The 17,003-nt window shown below is 66.1% G+C and carries 18 protein-coding genes and 1 pseudogene; 9 read left to right on the top strand and 10 right to left on the bottom strand.

Annotation, left to right across the window (positions count from 1 at the left end):
- Window positions 1-139: 139 nt before the first annotated feature.
- The 3 genes from PWG71_RS18130 (at window position 140) to PWG71_RS18120 (ending at window position 2,731) form a co-directional block, all read left to right on the top strand.
- The gene (locus tag PWG71_RS18130) at window positions 140-1,459 is read left to right on the top strand and encodes a sensor histidine kinase (protein WP_274810992.1); all 1,320 of its coding nucleotides are present in this window, start codon (window positions 140-142) and stop codon (window positions 1,457-1,459) included.
- A 47-nt stretch (window positions 1,460-1,506) separates the two neighbouring features.
- A complete protein-coding gene (locus tag PWG71_RS18125; protein ID WP_274810990.1) occupies window positions 1,507-2,181 on the top strand; it encodes a response regulator in 675 nt (224 codons plus the stop codon).
- Window positions 2,182-2,401: 220 nt separating this feature from the next.
- Window positions 2,402-2,731 carry a hypothetical protein gene (locus PWG71_RS18120; protein ID WP_274810988.1) on the top strand — a complete coding sequence of 110 codons (330 nt, stop codon included), beginning with the start codon at window positions 2,402-2,404 and terminating at the stop codon, window positions 2,729-2,731.
- Here PWG71_RS18120 and PWG71_RS18115 read toward each other — a convergent pair.
- The 4 genes from PWG71_RS18115 to PWG71_RS18100 form a co-directional block, all read right to left on the bottom strand.
- Window positions 2,685-4,856, bottom strand: coding sequence for a DUF262 domain-containing protein (locus PWG71_RS18115; RefSeq protein WP_274810986.1), 2,172 nt, complete (start codon window positions 4,854-4,856; stop codon window positions 2,685-2,687). The two genes, PWG71_RS18120 and PWG71_RS18115, sit on opposite strands and share 47 nt — an antisense overlap.
- Window positions 4,857-4,967: 111 nt before the next feature.
- Window positions 4,968-5,615: a hypothetical protein gene (locus tag PWG71_RS18110; RefSeq protein WP_274810985.1), complete on the bottom strand. Its 648-nt coding sequence runs from the start codon at window positions 5,613-5,615 to the stop codon at window positions 4,968-4,970.
- 58 nt (window positions 5,616-5,673) lie between these two features.
- Window positions 5,674-6,810, bottom strand: a complete 1,137-nt coding sequence (locus PWG71_RS18105) for a hypothetical protein (protein WP_274810984.1) — start codon at window positions 6,808-6,810, stop codon at window positions 5,674-5,676.
- Between the two features lie 380 nt (window positions 6,811-7,190).
- Complete coding sequence (locus tag PWG71_RS18100; protein ID WP_274810982.1) at window positions 7,191-7,397, bottom strand: hypothetical protein; 207 nt, start codon at window positions 7,395-7,397, stop codon at window positions 7,191-7,193.
- Between the two features lie 336 nt (window positions 7,398-7,733).
- Here PWG71_RS18100 and PWG71_RS18095 point away from each other — a divergent pair, with 336 nt between their 5' ends.
- On the top strand, window positions 7,734-8,075 hold the full coding sequence (locus PWG71_RS18095) for a hypothetical protein (RefSeq protein WP_274810981.1): 342 nt from the start codon (window positions 7,734-7,736) through the stop codon (window positions 8,073-8,075).
- Between the two features lie 49 nt (window positions 8,076-8,124).
- Window positions 8,125-8,334 (top strand): hypothetical protein, encoded by a 210-nt coding sequence (locus PWG71_RS18090; RefSeq protein WP_274810980.1) that lies wholly within the window; start codon window positions 8,125-8,127, stop codon window positions 8,332-8,334.
- A 517-nt stretch (window positions 8,335-8,851) separates the two neighbouring features.
- On the opposite strand, the gene PWG71_RS18085 is transcribed toward PWG71_RS18090, so the two are convergent.
- From PWG71_RS18085 to PWG71_RS18065, 5 genes and pseudogenes are all read right to left on the bottom strand, one after another.
- A complete protein-coding gene (locus tag PWG71_RS18085; protein ID WP_274810979.1) occupies window positions 8,852-10,033 on the bottom strand; it encodes a hypothetical protein in 1,182 nt (393 codons plus the stop codon).
- Entirely contained in the window at window positions 10,030-10,377 is a 348-nt protein-coding gene (locus PWG71_RS18080) for a hypothetical protein (RefSeq protein ID WP_274810978.1), read from the bottom strand. Before PWG71_RS18080 ends, PWG71_RS18085 begins: the two co-directional genes overlap by 4 nt.
- 54 nt (window positions 10,378-10,431) lie before the next feature.
- Window positions 10,432-11,091 carry a hypothetical protein gene (locus PWG71_RS18075; RefSeq protein ID WP_274810977.1) on the bottom strand — a complete coding sequence of 220 codons (660 nt, stop codon included), beginning with the start codon at window positions 11,089-11,091 and terminating at the stop codon, window positions 10,432-10,434.
- A 99-nt stretch (window positions 11,092-11,190) separates the two neighbouring features.
- Window positions 11,191-11,436, bottom strand: a pseudogene (locus PWG71_RS28830) (hypothetical protein); the annotation flags it as partial.
- A gap of 1,113 nt (window positions 11,437-12,549) precedes the next feature.
- Window positions 12,550-12,906 carry a hypothetical protein gene (locus tag PWG71_RS18065; RefSeq protein ID WP_274810974.1) on the bottom strand — a complete coding sequence of 119 codons (357 nt, stop codon included), beginning with the start codon at window positions 12,904-12,906 and terminating at the stop codon, window positions 12,550-12,552.
- Between the two features lie 420 nt (window positions 12,907-13,326).
- Between PWG71_RS18065 and PWG71_RS28825 the strand changes: the two genes are divergently transcribed.
- From PWG71_RS28825 to PWG71_RS18050, 4 genes are read left to right on the top strand one after another with little or no spacing between them, the layout of a single operon-like run.
- Window positions 13,327-13,674 (top strand): asparagine synthase-related protein, encoded by a 348-nt coding sequence (locus tag PWG71_RS28825; protein WP_446725049.1) that lies wholly within the window; start codon window positions 13,327-13,329, stop codon window positions 13,672-13,674.
- Window positions 13,658-13,864 (top strand): hypothetical protein, encoded by a 207-nt coding sequence (locus PWG71_RS18060; protein ID WP_274810973.1) that lies wholly within the window; start codon window positions 13,658-13,660, stop codon window positions 13,862-13,864. Before PWG71_RS28825 ends, PWG71_RS18060 begins: the two co-directional genes overlap by 17 nt.
- A complete protein-coding gene (locus tag PWG71_RS18055) occupies window positions 13,864-14,580 on the top strand; it encodes a lasso peptide biosynthesis B2 protein (protein ID WP_274810971.1) in 717 nt (238 codons plus the stop codon). Before PWG71_RS18060 ends, PWG71_RS18055 begins: the two co-directional genes overlap by 1 nt.
- Window positions 14,573-15,163: a GNAT family N-acetyltransferase gene (locus tag PWG71_RS18050; RefSeq protein ID WP_274810970.1), complete on the top strand. Its 591-nt coding sequence runs from the start codon at window positions 14,573-14,575 to the stop codon at window positions 15,161-15,163. Before PWG71_RS18055 ends, PWG71_RS18050 begins: the two co-directional genes overlap by 8 nt.
- A gap of 137 nt (window positions 15,164-15,300) precedes the next feature.
- Here the strand turns inward: PWG71_RS18050 and PWG71_RS18045 are convergent, their stop codons facing one another.
- A complete protein-coding gene (locus tag PWG71_RS18045) occupies window positions 15,301-17,001 on the bottom strand; it encodes a hypothetical protein (protein ID WP_274810969.1) in 1,701 nt (566 codons plus the stop codon).
- Window positions 17,002-17,003: the final 2 nt, after the last annotated feature.

Raw genomic sequence — 17,003 nt, 5'->3', positions numbered from 1 at the left:
CGACCGGCACGTGCCGGTCGGCCACACTCGGCGCCCGCCGCCCACGGACACGGATCGGACCTCCCGGAACCGGGACCGCTCGCCTACGCTCGTCCGTGTGGGCGCCGCCCACGGCGTACGGGCACGGGAGGGTGGGCGGATGAGCGAAGCCGCGGTCACCGGGCGGGGCGACGCTCCGCCGGGGCGGGCCGTGCCCTGGGTGTCGGCCGTGGTCTACGGCGTCGTGGGGTTCGCCGGCCTGTACTACGCGATCGCCGACCTGGGCGGCGACGGTCCGGTGGCACCGGTCCGCGTGGTCGGCTTCACGGCCTGCGTCGCGCTGCTGTTCGCGTTGGAGTTCGTCGAGCGTCGCCTCTTCCCCGTGCGCACCCCGACCGGTCCGGCGATCGCGTTCTTCGCCGTACGGCCGACGCTGTTCGTGGCGGTGGCCGCGCTCGACCCCTCGGGCCTGTCGCGGGTGCTGTTCGTCCTGGTGCCCTTCTCCGCCTACCTGGCCTTCGGCCGAGCGGCGAGCCTGACGCTGGGGGCCCTGTGCCTTCTCCTGCTGCTCGGCGGACACGCGCTCTGGGTCCCCGGCTGGTACACCGACGCCACCTACGTCTCCGACGTCCTGATGTTCTCCGTGGGGTTGGTGCTGGCCATCGCCATGGCGGGGATCGCGGTCCGCGAACAGCAGGGGCGCAGACGCCTGGAGGAGGCCTTGGGCGACCTGGAGGAGTCCCACGCCCGGCTCACCGCCTACGCCGACCAGGTCGCGGAGCTGTCGGCGACGGCCGAGCGCAACCGGATGGCGAGGGACATCCACGACGGTCTCGGCCACCACCTCACCGCGATCGCGGTCCAGCTGGAGAAGGCGGCGGAGTTCCGCGACCGCGACCCGGCGGCCGCGGGGCAGGCGTTGGCCGACGCCCGGGGGTCGGCCCGGCGGGCCTTGGAGGACGTACGCCACTCGGTGCGGGCCCTGCGCGGCGGAGAAGCCGGATTCCGGATCCGCCCCGCTCTGGCCGATCTGGTGCGGCACGCCGACCGGGGGCGGCCGGCCGTCACCCTGTCCGTCGTCGGGGAGGAGGACGGTTTCGGAGAGGCTGCGCTGACCACGCTCTACCGTGCCTGCCAGGAGGCGCTGACCAACGCCCGCCGCCACGCCGGGGCCGGGCTCGTGTCGGTGACGGTGGTCTTCGACGCCGTGGAGGCGCGGCTGGTGGTCCAGGACGACGGCGTCGGACCGCCCACGGCGCCGCCCGACCTCCTCACCCGCTCCCCCGGCGTCGGGCTGGCGGGTATGCGGGAGCGGGCCGCGCTCGTCGGAGGGCGCGTGGACCTGCACGGCGTGCCGGGGGAGGGCACCCGCGTGACGGTGACGGTCCCCCGCGGCGACGTTCGGCCGTGCGCGGACGTGGGCGTCCGCGAGAGGATCGGTGCGCCGGGGGCGTCCGTGGACGACGGGCAACAGGGATGAACCCCGGGAGCGGTCAGGACCAGCGCGCGGCGAGCGGGGACGGGGGTGTGCCCGATGCCCGGCCGGTGGGCGTCCTGGTCGTCGACGACCAGCGGCTGGTCCGCGAGGGCATCGCGTCGCTGCTCGGCATCCAGCCGGGTATCACCGTCGTCGGCACCGCCGTGGACGGCGGGGACGCCGTCGAGAAGACCCTCGCCCTGCGACCCGACGTGGTGCTGATGGACGTGCGGATGCCGGAGATGGACGGGGTCGAGGCCGTCGGTGTGCTCCGGCACCGGGCGCCCGACTGCCGGATCGTGATGCTCACGACCTTCGACGACGAGGAGTACGTCGTGCGGGCGCTCCAGGCCGGTGCGTCGGGCTACCTGCTCAAGGACCTTCCGGCACGGGAGTTGGCCGAGGCCGTGCGGCTGGCGCACGCGGGTGTGGCCCAGTTCGACCCCTCGGCCGTGCAGCGCCTGGCCGCCGCCCTGGCCCGCCCGGCCCCTCCGGTCGGCGATGCGCGCGAGGACGCCGTCCCCCGATCCGGGGGCGCGCTGACCGACCGTGAGGTCCAGGTGCTGCGGCTCGTCGCCGGGGGCGCGACCAACCGTGAGATCGCCGGTGCCCTCCACCTCAGTGAGGGCACCGTCAAGAACCACCTCTCCCGCATCCTGACCCGGCTCGGCCTGCGGGACCGGACCCACGCCGCGGTCCACGCACGCGACCACGGCCTGATCTGACCCCGCCCGCCTGTTCCCCCCACCGGACACTCGAAGAGAATCCTTCACAGAAGCGATCACCCTGATCTCCGGGAAAGAGAAGGTTCGACCGATGTCAAGCTCGAATCGTCTCCTTGGATCAGGTGCCGATTCTTCGCCCCTCGGAGGTTCGATATGTCCGCCCTCCCGCACGAACTCCCGAGAACGCATCTCTCTTTCTCCCGGGACCGTCGACGGACTGATGTGCGGCTTCGTCAGTGAGGTCACCGATGTACTGCGCCGGGGCGGAGCCGAGGAGGACCAGCTGCGCGCCCCGGTGAAGAACCTCATCCAGGTTCTCGGGGCGGCGATGGGGCTGCCGGTCGTCGTCTGCGGGGAAGTGCGCCTGCCCTGGCCGCGGGCGAGGCCGGACTACGGCGTGGACCTGTCCGGGGTCGGGCCGGGGCCGCACAGCCATGTCGGTTACATCGAGATCGAACGCCCTGGTCGAGGGGCCCTCCGCAGCATCGGACGCGGATCCGAGGTCACCCCTCCGGGTCGGAGCGGACGAAGCAGACGGTCCTGGTGTTGAGGTTCACCTTCGTTGCGCGCCAACCGGCGTCGCGAATGGCCCTGCACAGGGCGCTCCCCTCGTAGGAGTGCCAGTGAGGTACATGGTCGTAGGCCGAATCGGGCAGTGGGACCCCGGTCGCCTCGGCCACCTCGGCGAAGTCCATCGGGATCCGGTCGCCGTCCTGGTCCCGCAGCCAGCGCCACAGCTCCCGGTACTTGCCGTGGTGGTCGGCGGCGGCGGTGCTCCCACCGGCGGTCCCGTGCCCCTCCCCCACAGCGGTGTTCTCCGTGACCACCGCGGTACCCGGCCCCTCCTGCTCGGGCCGGGGCCAGATCCGGACGATGTGGTCGACGAGTTCTTCGGTGCGGCGGTCGATGTCCGCCTCGGTCCACTCCTTCTCGTGGCCGACGGCCAGGAGCGCGTTGAGCTTGAGGGTGCTGTACCCCAGCAGCAGCGACCGCTTGCCCTTGCCGTTGATCCCCCGCGCCGCCGTGGTCCCGTCGGTCCAGGGGCGGTTGGACAATGCGGGGTTGAGCTTGTCGTTGACCAGGGTCAGGTTGCCCAGGACGTGAACGTGCTCTTCCCTGGTCCGCTCCGCCTCCGGATCACCGAACACGTCCTCGCCCCAGTGCTCCGCCCACTGCTGGGGCATCACGTGCTCGACGGTGAGCTGGCGTGGACAGGGCTGCCCCTCGCCCCACGGCCCGCGCAGGGAGTCCTCCACCGCCTCCAGGACCATGCGCATGCGGGGTCGGGTGAGCTGCCGGTACAGCGGTGCGGTCCGAAGGATCGTGCGCAACTGCTCGTCGTCGATCCAGTACCGGGAGGAGGCGGTCTGCCGCTCCAGCTCCCGGAGCACCGCCGTGCCCGCCTGCCCGGGGCCCGCCTCGTGCGCGGCCCTGAGGAGGACGACGATCAGGCGGTTGATGTCCTTGACCGTCGCCCGGCACAGGGAGCGGCGCACGATCCAGCTCTCCAGCGCCCCCAGTGCCAGGTGCCGCTGTTCCTCGGGCATGTCCGTCTCGTCCCAGCGCATGAGCCACAGCTGCAACGGCGCCACGACCGCGGTGTCCAGGGCCCGGACCACCCGGTAGTGGAAGAGGCCCTCGACGGAGTGGTACGGGGCGTCCGCCATGCCCTGGTACACCCCTGCGTCGGCGGCGATCTCCTCCATCAGGGCGGCGGCCGTCGGCCCCCCGGTGGCCAGCAGTTCCCGGAACTCCACGAAAAGCCGGTCCTGGAGGACCTCACGGCGCAGTCGCATGGTCAGCCACGCCTGGAAGAACATGTCGATCCGGGGGCGCTTGCGCCGCCCCTGGCTGACCTCCTCCCGCCACCGGTCGCCGTCCAGCGGCGCCCAGTGGTCCCGGTACAGGCCCTCGACGTCGGCGCCCTGCTGCTCCGCGACCTGGAACAGCAGGTTCTTGATGAGGTCGGCGGCCAGCAGCGGGCTGCCGCGGTGGTTGAGGGTCTCGAAGATGACCTGGGCGTTGTCCCCGGGTTCGAGGTCGATGACGACCAGGCGCAGGTGGTCGCGGACCGTGCGCACCAGAGTGGTCAGCCGCTCCTGAGGGGACCCGCCGGGCGCCCCCTCACCGTCGTCCAGGGCCCAGCGGGTGATCTCCTCGACGAAGAAGTCGTGCGCCCGCACCAGGGGGGAGTCCTCCTGGCCGGGGACCTCCTCCTCCCCCATCGCCGCCCGGAAGCCGTCCCGGTCCCGATCGGTCGGCCAGACCTTGAAGATCTCGGAAGAGTCCCCGGCGATCTGGGCCTCGTTGCGCACCAGGATCCTCAGCGCCGGCTCGTCAGCGGGCAGGCCGTGCGACCGGACGACCCTGCGCACCGCGTCCAGGAGGAGCTGTAGGGTGGTCAGCCGCTGCTGCCCGTCGATGACCCGGCGCACCGCGATGTACCCGGTGGGGATGCTCTGCTGGTCCAGGACCACGGCCCCGAGGAAGTGCGGTGCCGGAGGGGCGATCAGGACCTGGGGTTCCAGCAGGCGCTCGGCGACCGATCGCACGTCCTGCCAGAGCGGTTCCCACTGCTCGTCGCGGTTCCAGACGTAGGGCCGCTGGAAGAGGGGGACGACGTACCGGGTGTGGCTGCCGAAGATCGCGGTCGGACTGTAGGTGTTGGACTGCACCGGGTCTCCTGTGCACTCGGGGGTGGGGGCGATACTGCGGGAGCGGGGTGAGCACACGGCTTTCCGCCATGATGTCAGCCGTCGTGGACGGCCGGGGACGGATCGCACGCCTCATTCATCAGAGGGTCGGGCGGGGATGTGGGCGATGTAGTCACCCAGGTGGCGGGCGAAGCGCGCGGCGGTCTCGGGGTCCGCCACCAGGGCCAGGGCCTCGTCGACCCGGGCTCTCAACAGCGCATCTTCCCGCGTCTCCGTGACGGCGTGTTCGCGACGCAGTGCGGCGACCAGCTCCCCGTGGCTCTCGATGAGCTCCCTGGTCCACTGCGCCGGGCCGGCCGCCCCCTGCGATGTCCCGTTCCGTTCCAGCCACCACACCAGGCCCAGGTCCTGGGACAGCACCCGCTCGCGCAGCACCTGGAGTCGCATGATCCGTTCGTCCTCCTCCCGGCGCACGCGTTCGGCCGCTAAGTGGCGGGCACGGGCCCGCGCCTCGGTGTCCGCCGAGATCCCCAGGCGCACGTGCCCGACGACGGTGATCCGGTCATCGGTGGTGATCTCACGCGAGAGTTCCCTGTTGGCCGCGCTCTGGGCCTCGTCGACGTGCAGGACCGGGTGCTCGGCCGTCGCGGCGCGGACGGCCCCGAGGAGGAGGCTGCGGGCCACCTCGTCGGGGTGCAGGATGGGACCGGCGCCCTCTTCGAGCGTCCACCCGTAGGAGAGGGACGCCTCGAAGTACAGCCCGGCGTCGGCACTGTCCACGCGCGCCGTGCGCACGCGGTCGAACGACGGCGATCCCGGGACCGGGCCCGTGGGCCTCCTACGACGGAACATCCGCACGCTCTCCGTCGGGTCGCGCCCCATCGCGCGGCTTCTTCCAGAAGCCCCTGCGGAGCCGGATCCCCACACTCCCGGGCACCGTGATGACACGATCGACGTCCTCGTCGATCTCTGCGGATTCGGACACGACCGAGAGCACAGAAAGCCCCCTGTCGAACGGGACCTCCCCCTTCTCCACGGCGGCGGCCCACAGAGCCAGTACGTGGCTCGCGTTCTGGCGCAGCGCCGGTTGACGCCATATGCACGTCCACGCCCTCCGGAACAGCAGCAGAGCCTGCTCCCCCTCATCACCGGCGGGGGTGAGCAGCCCGCGCGCCGGATCGGGCCCGGCGCCCCCGTCGGCGTTCGGAATGCCCCCGAACAGGTCGAGGAAGAGGAGTCCGCCGTCGAGAACGGTCCGCTCGTCCTCGATCCAGTCGACCAGGACCTTCAGTGCCGCCGGCCGCTCATGCCGTCCGGGTTCGAAGCGCTCGGCCACGGCGGCCACGGCCTCCCGGCGCAACTCTGGGTCCCGGGCGGTCTGTACGACGTAGCGCAGTCGCATCAGCGCCTGTTCGGGGTACTGCTCCCCGAACCGCCCCCGGCACACCCCGATGACGGCCCGCTGCCGTTCCGGGGTACCCGAACCCTTGGCCCAGTTGCGCAGGTCCACCACGCGCACCCGCGGTCCGAGGTCCTCGTGCTGGGTGAGCTTCTGGAGGACGTCGACCACGAAGGCCATCCGCTGCGGTGCGTCCTGCTTCAACCACTCCTCCAACAGGGAGAGAACCGTCGCGCTCCCCCGCGCCACCGCGACCTCGGCCAGTACCTCCGAGAGCCGGTCCAGGCAGTCTCCGGCGACCCCGCCGGGAGCACTGATCTCGGTCAGCCACCCGGCGAGCCGGTCCGCGACAGAACGCCGGCGGTCCCAGAGGTAACGGATCAGCGCGAGGTCGACCCCCTTTCGGCCGTCGTCGGTGATGTAGACGCGACCGTCTCGCAGGGTCGGGTCTGCGGCGAGGCCGCGTGCCCGGTCGTCGGGGGCGGCCAGACTGTGGTGGCCGGCTGGCCGTCGAGGAAGGAGGCAGCGATGCGCAAGCTCCTGACCTCGGCGCCTTTGGGGTTCTCCCCCGCACATCGGTGGAGAACCAGCCCTGGATCAGTTCTTGCCAGTTCGAGAAGGAGCCCGGCACGTTCGTGTCGTTCTTGTCGGCCGCTTGCAGTACGGCCTCGGCGAGGGCGACTCCTCGGGCAGGAAGGGCTTCAGGCGCCACCAGTCCGCGGAAGACCCCCTCCGGGTCGTCGACCCACTTCTCCCGTTGCCACCGGTCGGGCCTGTCGGAGGTCCTGATCCTGCGCTTGGCCACGTCCACCGCGTCCGGACGCCGGTGCTCCCTGATGACGACCCCGTCCCGGTCGCCGATCCGGGAGAGTTTCCTGCCCACCTCGTCGTGTCCGAGGATGAAGAGCAGCGGTCCGTGCTCTTGGGCCACCGCCTCCTTGGCATACCGGGCCAGGTCATCGGCGAACCGTTCGGGGGAGCGCTTCGCCGGTGCCGGTGAGGTCGAGCAGGTAGCCGTACCGGGGGTCGACGGGAATGCGGTCCATATCGGGCTCGTCCCAGTCGGGCGTGCGGAACTCGCGGAGTCCGTCAGCTTGCGGCAGCGTGCCCAGAGTGCGCAGCCCGACCGTGCGGCACCCGGTGTGGGGAGGGCCGATGAGCACCTGCACACCACTCCGGACGCCTTCGGTGTTCCCGATAGGGGAGAAGCACTCGGCAGAGGGGATCTCGTCGCAGCCGAGGACACCGCTCCTGCCGCTTCACGAAGACCAGCCGGCACCCTACCGTCGAGCCCCAGCCTGACGAAGGCCACACCGTGTGTCCGCGGTTGGCCCAAGGCGGTCACCGGTTCCACGGGGAACTCAGGTCGCAACCCATAACCCACCGGGGCGAATCCATTGCCCTCAGTGCGGGGCGAAAACTTATGGCGACAGACAGGAGTCTGGCGACACAAGGTTCACGAGAGGCTGTACCGCCCCCTTGGCAAGGTCACATCTCGTATGAGCAGTGGGATCGGTGCGAATCCGAACGAGGCGCGGCAGGGCGGTGAGGACGCCGAGGCACTCGCCACGGCTATGGCCGGGCTGACCGGCGCGTTCGAGCTGACGATCGACGACGCGATCCGGGTGGCGGGCGAGGAGGAGGTCAAGGCGGGGTGGCGGTCCTTCCACGAGTGTCACCTCCAGGGGTTAGTGGAGGTCCAGGGCCACGGACCGCAACTGGCCGACGACGTCCAGGCGGGGGCAGGCGAGATCGTCCTCAACGACCCGGAGGGCTCCGAGGAGCTGTCCACCGCCGCCCGGCACCCGCCTTCCGGCCCGGGCAACGTCGACTTCTACTGACCCGAATCGCCCCTACCCTCCCCTGGCCGCTTTCCGGATGAGGACCCCCGTGGCTTCTTTCGATCTCCCCCTCACCCCGCACACCACCGACGCCATCTCCGCCCTGATCCGGGCCAGGTCCAGCGACTTCGAGGGGTTGGACGCCCGCGTACCGGGCGACCTGACGGCACGTGCGGAAGACCACCGACTGCTCACCCTGCGGACGCCCACCCTGTGCCCGAGGCGGCCTCGTGACTTCCGAAAGAGCCGGGACACGTGATCGTGGATGGCACCCTCGTCGCCTGCGACCGCATAGCGCCCGACCGGCCGTTCTCCTCGGGCGAGCACAGGTAGCACGGCATGGAACGTCCAGACGACGTCCGCACCCAACGGAGGAACCGCTGTTGACCTCCTGGTCACCGCCCGGGGCAGTGCATGAAATCCGAGGCGTGGGTGTGGCAGATCGCCGAGCACGTCGAGGCCGCAGGTCTGGCCGGCTTGGGCGGTACGGGGTGCGTCGGGCTCCCTGCCGTGGTGTTCTGCCCGTGCACGAGTCGTGGCAGGACGCAGTGGAAGAAGGACGCCGACTCCGGGCACGCCGATCTCCGCTCACCTATTGGAAGGGGATCGTCCGGTTCAAGAGCTGGAGCGTCCTGCGCCACCTACCCGGCCGCCCTGACCGGACCGAGGAGATCACCGGGCCGCCCTGGTCCTTCAGCTTCGAGAACCAGGATGACAAGGACTGCAAGTGTGGTTGTCCGCCGGTCCGGGGCTGACCGGCGGGATGGTGTCGGTTCTCAGCCTTCTATGGAGCGCAACGCATCCACGATTCCGTTCCGGGTCACGTCGCTGAAGAACTGCACATCCTCCATGGGAGTGTAGAAGCGCGGAACTCCGTTCTCTTCGGCATATGCGACATCATCGATGGCGTCGAAGGTGAGAAGACCCTGATCCATGAGCAGGGAGGCCGCTCCGTGTACGGCGAAGGCTTCCAAGTTCGTCTCGGTTCCCATGAGGAAAACCTTGGGGATCTCGTTCTCTTCCGGAAGTGACAGATGCTGGATCACGGGTGCAACGGTCAGCGACTCAGGGGTGTACGGATTCCCATCACCGGATTCCACGTAGCGATACCCGCCAGAGAATTCGCCTTGCAGGACCCGTTGAACGATGTCCCTCTCGGGACCGTCCGGGTCGGTGGAGTCAACGATGAAGACCTCTGGCGCGGCCTCTCCTCCATCGAAGAAACCCTCCCATACCATCTCACCGGTCTCCAGAGAGAGAGCGACCAGCCGCCCGTCCGCCCCGGAGCCACAGAGAATGGACAGATAAAGTCGCTCCGCGTCGGAGGCCAGAGTGAAATCTGCGGCCGAGGCATCGGTTCCACCACACCAGGCCCCCAGGTCGGCCGTCCAGGATTCGCCGGATTCCTCACGAATTTGCGCAGACACTCCATCCTGAACAGTGATACGCGTTTCCGTGTTCCCCAGCTCCGGATCCGGCGGGTTCTTTGAGAATATCTCGGAAGAGAAAGCAATCTCCCCGTTTTCGGGGTCCAGAACGACTTCAGTCATTCTTGAAGAGTTTTCTTCGACCGGGTGAACAAGGACGATCGCATCTGTTCCCCGGGGGAAACCCACCTCGACATCTTCGGATACCAGGTATCGCCAGCGCTCTCGGCCGTCAGGCCCTACACCGACCACCCCCCGGCCAGTCACCGCGATGGCATGATCGTCCCGCCGCACCAGCCTCTCTCCCTGGTTGTCCCGGGTGCTTCTCAACTCCTCGAATTCCTGAATGCTTTCAAGGGATCCTCCGCCCTCAAGTCCCAGATCCCCGGCCGTTCGATGGTCTATTTCCACTGCCCCGGACACCGAGATGGGGGAACCAGAACACGCTGAAGCAGCAAGCAGAACGATAGAAACGGAAGCGAGTTTTTTCTTGAAGCCCGACATCGACACCAAAACCTTCACCATCATCAATACCTATTCACGTCCCTTTCTTGCATACTCTCCTTGTAGCCGGTCGTGTAAGTTTCGATGACTTTCTCGACATCTACTTCCGGATGCGTTTCACTCAAGGCCTCGCTAATGGCACCGATGAGTTCGTTCCCCTTGCTTGAATGACCGATGATCCAGTCATTGGGGGACAAGGGAAGGTAGATGTCACCGCCCGCTCCTTCAACGACGGCCCCTATCCCCTCAAGGTCATCCAGGGAAATAACACCTTCATTGAGCAGTACGTGTGCTACTTGGAGTTGGATGTGCCAGCGGGCTTCGTCTTCTCCCCCCATGACCGGCCCATGCAGGTCTTCACCGGAATCCAAACCCCTCCTGAACTCCTCGATCTCTTCCTCGATCTGCTCGGAAACATAGTTCTTTTACGGTTCTTCCATAAAGGCCGTGAACATGTCGAATCCCGTGGCGGCGACATCACCGGCGACCGGCACCATACCTGTTGCGCCAGATCCGAGAGCCGCCACTACCTTGTACGCCGTCTCCCATTTTGCTTGGGCCTCCTTCGCCGCTTCCTCCGAAGCCTTGTCCGATTCGGAGATCCGGGATTCTATTTCCGCGACAAGGGCTCCGTCGACCAGATCCCTCAACCTGCCGGACTCGTTGCTGTAGGTGTCCGGATCGTACCGGCCGTCAAATATCGCCCCTTCGATCGTTCTCTGCTCATGCCCGACGGCCGAAGCCAGAACATTGGGAGAAACCTGTTCGTTGGCCATCAGCAACTGCAAGAATCCCTGTCTCTGACCTTCGGGGACAAAGATAGCTATATCCCCCTCCTCAAAGAGAGGCATGTGCTCTGCCTGCTCGACGCTCAGGACCTCATAATCAGCACCGGATCCGGTGTAGGAAAGCCCGAAACTATCGATATAGGAGTAGAAAATCCGACTGAAACTGCCCGCCAGCGCCCCGTTCAACTCGGTGACTGCGGCGTTCGGATTACCGCCGACCTGGAATCCCGTGTCCAGGAAGTCACTTTCATGTTCTCCGAGCGTTTTGATCAGCGAAACAGCGGCTTCCGCCGCCATCTCGGCCTCGTCTCCACCTGATTCCGCATACTCCCATATCCAATCGGTGAGAGATGCGACCACATCCCCGTCGTCCCGCCAGTCGAAGGAGTAGAGTCCGCGAAGCGTCTCCCGGGAGTTCTCTCCATCGATGACGGCGAAATTCGCCTCTTCGTTCCGCAAGGAGACGTCCAGAAGGTTTTCCAGCTCCCCCGGCTCGAAAGGAACGCTCTCCGAACCGCCTTCCGCAGAATCCAGCTCACGAGCAACGGTCTCGGTGAGGTTGGCAGAGAACTGCCGACCCCCCTCAGGTAAGGATTCGCATGTTCCATCATCAGCGAAAGGGCTTGAGCGTTCGATATCCATGAGGTGCGCGGGTAGGCTCCGTCCGGATCAGGTCCCTCTACCGTGTTTCTAATGCTCTCGGGGAGAAGTGAGTAAGCGCCTCCCACACTCTCACTGGAGAGTGCGAGGATACCATCGCCGAGAGCCCCGAGGATCTTTTCCCTCATGGCTTCATCGATCTCAGGGTTCTCGGGTATCCGATTGACTATCCCAAGAACTCCCGGATAGAATTCATCTTCCCCTCCTGCTTCTTCGAGGGCCTCATAGAAATTCGTCAGAAATAGGACCTGGTCGCTGCTTAGCCCACTCCCCTCCTGCTGACTCCTCATGGCGGCGAGTCCGATATTGCCCAGGACGGCCGTGACCAGGGTTATATCTCCGTCGTATCCCTCGGGATCGTCCAGGTAATCGACCAGCTCCTCGGCCATTTCATCAGGATCGACCTCGACCGGAGCGGATTCCACCTCGCCACCGAGGTTGAAGTACGACCAATTGATATAGCCGTTCTCGATGAGGCGCTGGACGGCTTCGGGAGTGGGGCCGTTCTTGAGGTCCTGGAGGAGGTCGATGGAGATCGAGTCCAGGTCCCTGTAAGCAGTGGACTCCTCTCCTTCCAGTTCCTCTTTGAGCGCGCGGAGGGCTGCGCCGGCCTTCTGTGCCGGGGTCTCCATCCAGACGAACCTGAAGGCCACCTCGGTCTTCTCCAGGTCCTCCTCGTATGCGGGGGCCTCCTCGTTCCAGCGGTTGATGATCCGGCGGCGCTCCCGCTTGTACTCACTGACGGCGTCCGCCCACTCCTCAGTGATGGCCGCGCAGAAGCGGAGTGTGGAGGTGACCTCCATCCAGACGGCCAGATCCTCTGCACTCAAAGCAGAGATGTCCCACTTGACGACCTCGGTGAACTCCTTAGCCGCATCGTCGAAGCCGTCGTTCATCCCGTCGGCACGGCCGAGGATCCTTCGTTCCAGCATGTTGAGATCCTCGGCTCCGCCACGGATCTCGGAGACCTTCATGGCGGGGTCGTAGTTCATCTCCAAGGTGTAGGAAGCCCACCATCACGGCCTCGATGGTCTCACCGCTGTAGGTCACGTCTCGTTGGGACACGGGGTGCGTTCCTTCGGTCGGGGACAGAGGTCAGAAGCGTTCGGTGCCGTCAGGCCGGTCGTCCTTGAAGTTCACCTCGGGCATCTCCCCCCAGGCCTCGGTGAACCGGTCGCCCGCCTCATAGTCGTTCTGCGCGACCTCCGAGGCGCCGGCCTGGATGTTGTTGGCGAGCGAGATTCCGTTCTGCTGCACCTTGTGCACCTCGGGCTGGAGTTCGTCCCGTACGGCCACGTAGCCGGAGGAGATCCATCCCGCGTAGCTCGCCAGATCGTCCATGAGCATGGTGAAGGTCTCCTCCAAGCCGACCATGGCCTCCGCCATGGCCTCAGCCTGGACGCCCTTGTCCATGGCTGCCCAGGTGTTGGCGCCGACTTCTTCTGTGCTCACGTAGCGTTTCCTTCCCGATTGAGAGAGGGACCGGGGATCCATCGGTGCGGGGTTCCGACTGGCAGGGCGCACGATGGCCTAGTCGAGGAATATTGAACAGGATTGTTATCACTCCCCGTGCCCGCAGGGGGACCCTTAGGGCCAAATACGCAGTTTGAAGGAACAGCGATGTCCAGAACCGGCCAGCGAGGTCCAGCGCTAGAACAGCGGAAGACCCATGACCGGTAAAACCGGCCACAGGTCGGCACCGACAGAACAAGCGAGCGCAGAAGGGGCCTGCTTCGGGTACGCACACATGTCTCTGGAGGGCAACAGGCACACGTTGAGGAAGTTGGGCGTTCCCCCGCGGGACTGCTGCGACAGTCGGCCCGGGGCGGGAACAGGTTCTCCTGCCGTTGGCTCACCCCGAAGGCACAGACCATGACGGCCCTCGGAGGCGGCCGTGGTGTGCTGGACCTCCTGCGCTCGGACGCGGAACTCCTCACGTTGCGCGGCATCGGGCACACCGCCCACGCCGACGCGCAGTTCGCCGAGGCCTTCGGGGTCCGCCTGGAAGCCCCGTTCCTGGACAGATCCGTGGTGGAGGCCGCACTGGCCTTCCGTGTCACGGATCGGGGGTCGCCCTGGAGTTACAAACCGCAGCTGGCGGAGGCGATGCGAGACGTCCTACCGGAAGCGATCACGCGACGCCGTACCAAGGGGGGGTACCGATGCCGACCACTACCTGGGGTTGCGCGCACATCTTCCAGAAGTGTCCGACCTCCTTGACGGGTGGTTGGCCGGTCACGGCCTGATCGACCCGCAGGAACTGCGCAGAGAACTCCACATGGCGGCGCTGGGCAGAGACTCCCCCTGGGGGCTGCTGGAGCCGGTGATCTCCGCCGAGGTGTGGGGGCGTGCGGTCGAGGCAAGCCCTCCAGCCGCGTGGACGCGGAGCCGAGCACGGAAGGAGGCGTGATGACGGCACTTCCGCCGCACCTTGTTCCGGCCCCGCAGCTGCGGCTGATCTGTTTCCCGTCCGCCTGCGTCGCCCTGGACGCGGAGACGGGGGCGGTGCGGCTGTTCTCGGGGGAGGCCGCTGAGGTCATCTCGTGTTTGGAAGGTGCGGGAGGTGTGGTCTCGGCTCTGTCCGTCCCGGGGCGGGGACGGACGGTTGCGGCCTTGGTGAACGCCGGGGTCCTCACCGAGGGAGAAGATCCCCGGGCCTGGGGCAGGGTGAGGCCGGGAGTGTCTTCCTCGCCCAGTTGGGGGACGCGGGAGAGCCCTGCCGCGCTCGCGCCGGTTCCCCGTTCATCACTGCCTTGGTATGCGTTGGGAGCCTGTGCGCTGTCCCTCGTCGTGAGCGTTGGAGTGCTCGGCCGTACGAGAGCGTTCGCCCGTACCCGGCGTCTGGTCGGGCGGACGGCGACGGGTTCTCCCGATCGTGCCGCGGCGGAGGCGGCGGCGTACGCGGTGAGGAGGATCGGCCGCCTGTTGCCGCTGCGCGTGGCATGTTGGGAGGAGGCTGCAGCGACCTCCGTCGCCCTGCGCTGGGCGGGATACCGGGCCGTGTTCCGGCACGGTGCGGCCACCGATCCGGTGCGGCTGCACGCTTGGATCGAGGTCGGAGGCCGACCGATTGCCGAGTCAGACGACATCATCGACTACACACCCTTCGAGGAGTCCCGTGAGTGATAACGCCGATCCCGTCCTGTGGGTGCAGGTCGAGGGCATCGCGTTGGGGGCACTGCGCGCCGACCTGGCCCATGAGTACTGGCGGTGGGAGAGTGACCCGGGCGCGGTACTCGGGTACGGGCGGCAGGTGCCCGAGAGCGCGGAGTCGCGGGCCGAAGGGCTGGAACACCAACTGCGCGGGGCACCCGACCAGGCCCGGTTCACCGTGTACGACACACGAGAAGGCGGATCGGTCCCGTGCGGGCTGGCCAGTCTGCTCATCGACCACCAGGTGCGCACGGCGGAGTTCATTCTGGTCGTCGCGCCCGAGAGCCGCGGCCGAGGTGTGGGGACGGCGGCCACGCGGTTGACACTGGACTACGCCTTCCACGTCATCGGGTTGGAGATGGTCTGGCTCAAAGTGCTCGAACCCAATGCCGCCGGGCGCACCGCCTATGCCAAGGCTGGGTTCCGGGAGGTGGGTATCCTGCGCAGCGCCGGGGCCTGGAAGGGGCGGCGCTGCGGGGAGGTGGTCATGGACGCCCTACCTGAGGACTTCCCCTGGCCCTCGGTGGTCGCGGGTGACAGCAACGAGAAGAGGTAGCTGGAAGGTCCCGGGGCAACGCGGTCGGAGAAGTCATCACTGCTACCCGAAGCACATGGAGTGCGCGTCCATGACGAGACCCGACTGCTGAGTGCTGGCGCCCCGCCCCGAAGCGTTCAGGACGGGGCGCAGTCACATCAGGAAGCGGGCGCGTGCCTGGGGCCGTGGCCGGGCGGCGGGGTCAACTCGGAGATGAAGTTCTCACCATCGACCAGCGGGGTGCCCTGAGAGACCCCAGCCTCCGCCATCCGGTCGTAGATCTCCAGGATGCGCTCCTTGGTGCGGTAGGCGCCGTACTTGGCCACATCCTTCTTCTTCACGATCGGGAAGGTCTCCATGATGTAGTCCGCATCATCACGATCGATCCCGTACAGGTGGAAGAAGAGCGCATCCAGCTCCGCGCGGATCGCCGCGCGCCGCCCTTCATCCCACCGAAACGGACCTCCCGAGTCACCCAAAACACGATTGAATGACCCCATAGAAGTAGAAGTGAATACCATTTCCAATACGCGCCTGGAAATGAATCCAGAAACCCCCTTCAGAGCCCCTTCTTTCAAGACAGGGAGTTGCATGAATTGAAAGAAGTTGAGGTTGGTGCCACCGAGCTTCTGGCGAAGAAAATAGTCCAAAGCAAAAGATACGGTGACGGCATACAAAAGATGAGAATTTGCCTTTTCGGAAATTATCACATTCCCCGAATCCCCAATACCGCCCTCCGGGAAGACGAAGCTGACAATCGTCCGCTCGTCAGTACTTCGACAAATCTTTCGAAATCCCATAAACCAAGATTGATCCCATGACCTGTTTTTTCTAGCATCGGAGACCTCAACCTCCCCCACCCAGTAGCGGGGCATGACCACGGCGTTCGGGTCCTGTTTCTCTTCGAGGGTGAGGTCACGGGTGCCGCCGCCCTCGGTGTATGTGGCCCACCGGTGGTCGTAGTGGTGGAGCATCTTCGCCTCATAGAGGGGTAGCATCCGCTTGCCATCTCGGACGAAGACGTTGCCCTCCAAATTCCATCCATCGTTTTCAAGCTGGCGGCGTGTATGGAATTTATCCGAGTCCGTGTTCATCATGAACATCAGCTGGAATGACACGCCCCACGGATTCCCATTCGGATCCCCCTCCTTCACCAGGATTGGGACTCGGCGATAGATATCCAAAGTGATCTCTGCGTCACGGCGAGAACGGAAGACTGGGCAGGTGCCCGTATTGGGATTGAGGAGGGTGATCTCCTCCGGAGTCATGATAAACGCCTTATCGGCGCCATCCAGTTCAGCCGGGTCATACAAGAAGAAGGCAAACCATGCCTTTGACTCTCGCAGACCTCGCCCAACCAGGGAAAGAATGCAGAACTTGAACGATCGATGCACGCTCGGAAACAGAGGAGATGAGTTCTCAAAATCATAGAGAGCCGCGATTGAACCCTTCTGAACCAGATCCTTGAAGAAGTACTGATTGAACGAGTCGGTAGCAATTCCCGAAGGGATGATCTGCGCAGTTCTCCCCGATTCAGAAACAAGCCAGCGAACCGCTTCGGCAAAAAGCGAGTATGTGTTCAATCGCCCATAAGAGGTAAGCGGGAAACGACCGGAAGCATGAGCAAAATGCTTGAACCCGTCGTTTCCACGCTTTTCTTCATTGTAAGCCCACAAGAGCTCAGGATCCTCATTTTCAAGTTTCCCAATCATGCTGTTGCGCGATGTCATGTTCGCAGCTTCAGCAATGTCAGGCCTCCTAGAGGCGAAGAACTCCCGAGCATCGACTTGTACTTGGTCCCACGGAGGATTGCCCAGCACGCAGTCGAAGCCACCAGCCCAGCCGGTATCCTCCGCCACGC

The organism is Nocardiopsis sp. N85, assembly GCF_028882275.1.
GTDB lineage: Bacteria > Actinomycetota > Actinomycetes > Streptosporangiales > Streptosporangiaceae > Nocardiopsis > Nocardiopsis lambiniae.
Note: the sequence above shows the minus strand (reverse complement) of the source record. Positions and strands in the feature narration are given on the sequence as shown.

What these genes read in the sequence shown, in the direction of transcription:
- PWG71_RS18055 (WP_274810971.1), top strand. Translation starts at nt 13,864, where the DNA reads ATGACGGCACTTCCGCCGCACCTTGTTCCGGCCCCGCAGCTGCGGCTG.
- PWG71_RS18095 (WP_274810981.1), top strand. Translation starts at nt 7,734, where the DNA reads ATGAGCAGTGGGATCGGTGCGAATCCGAACGAGGCGCGGCAGGGCGGT.
- PWG71_RS18120 (WP_274810988.1), top strand. Translation starts at nt 2,402, where the DNA reads ATGTGCGGCTTCGTCAGTGAGGTCACCGATGTACTGCGCCGGGGCGGA.
- PWG71_RS28825 (WP_446725049.1), top strand. Translation starts at nt 13,327, where the DNA reads ATGACGGCCCTCGGAGGCGGCCGTGGTGTGCTGGACCTCCTGCGCTCG.
- PWG71_RS18075 (WP_274810977.1), bottom strand. Translation starts at nt 11,091, where the DNA reads ATGGCGGCGGAAGCCGCTGTTTCGCTGATCAAAACGCTCGGAGAACAT.
- PWG71_RS18105 (WP_274810984.1), bottom strand. Translation starts at nt 6,810, where the DNA reads ATGTGCGGGGGAGAACCCCAAAGGCGCCGAGGTCAGGAGCTTGCGCAT.
- PWG71_RS18130 (WP_274810992.1), top strand. Translation starts at nt 140, where the DNA reads ATGAGCGAAGCCGCGGTCACCGGGCGGGGCGACGCTCCGCCGGGGCGG.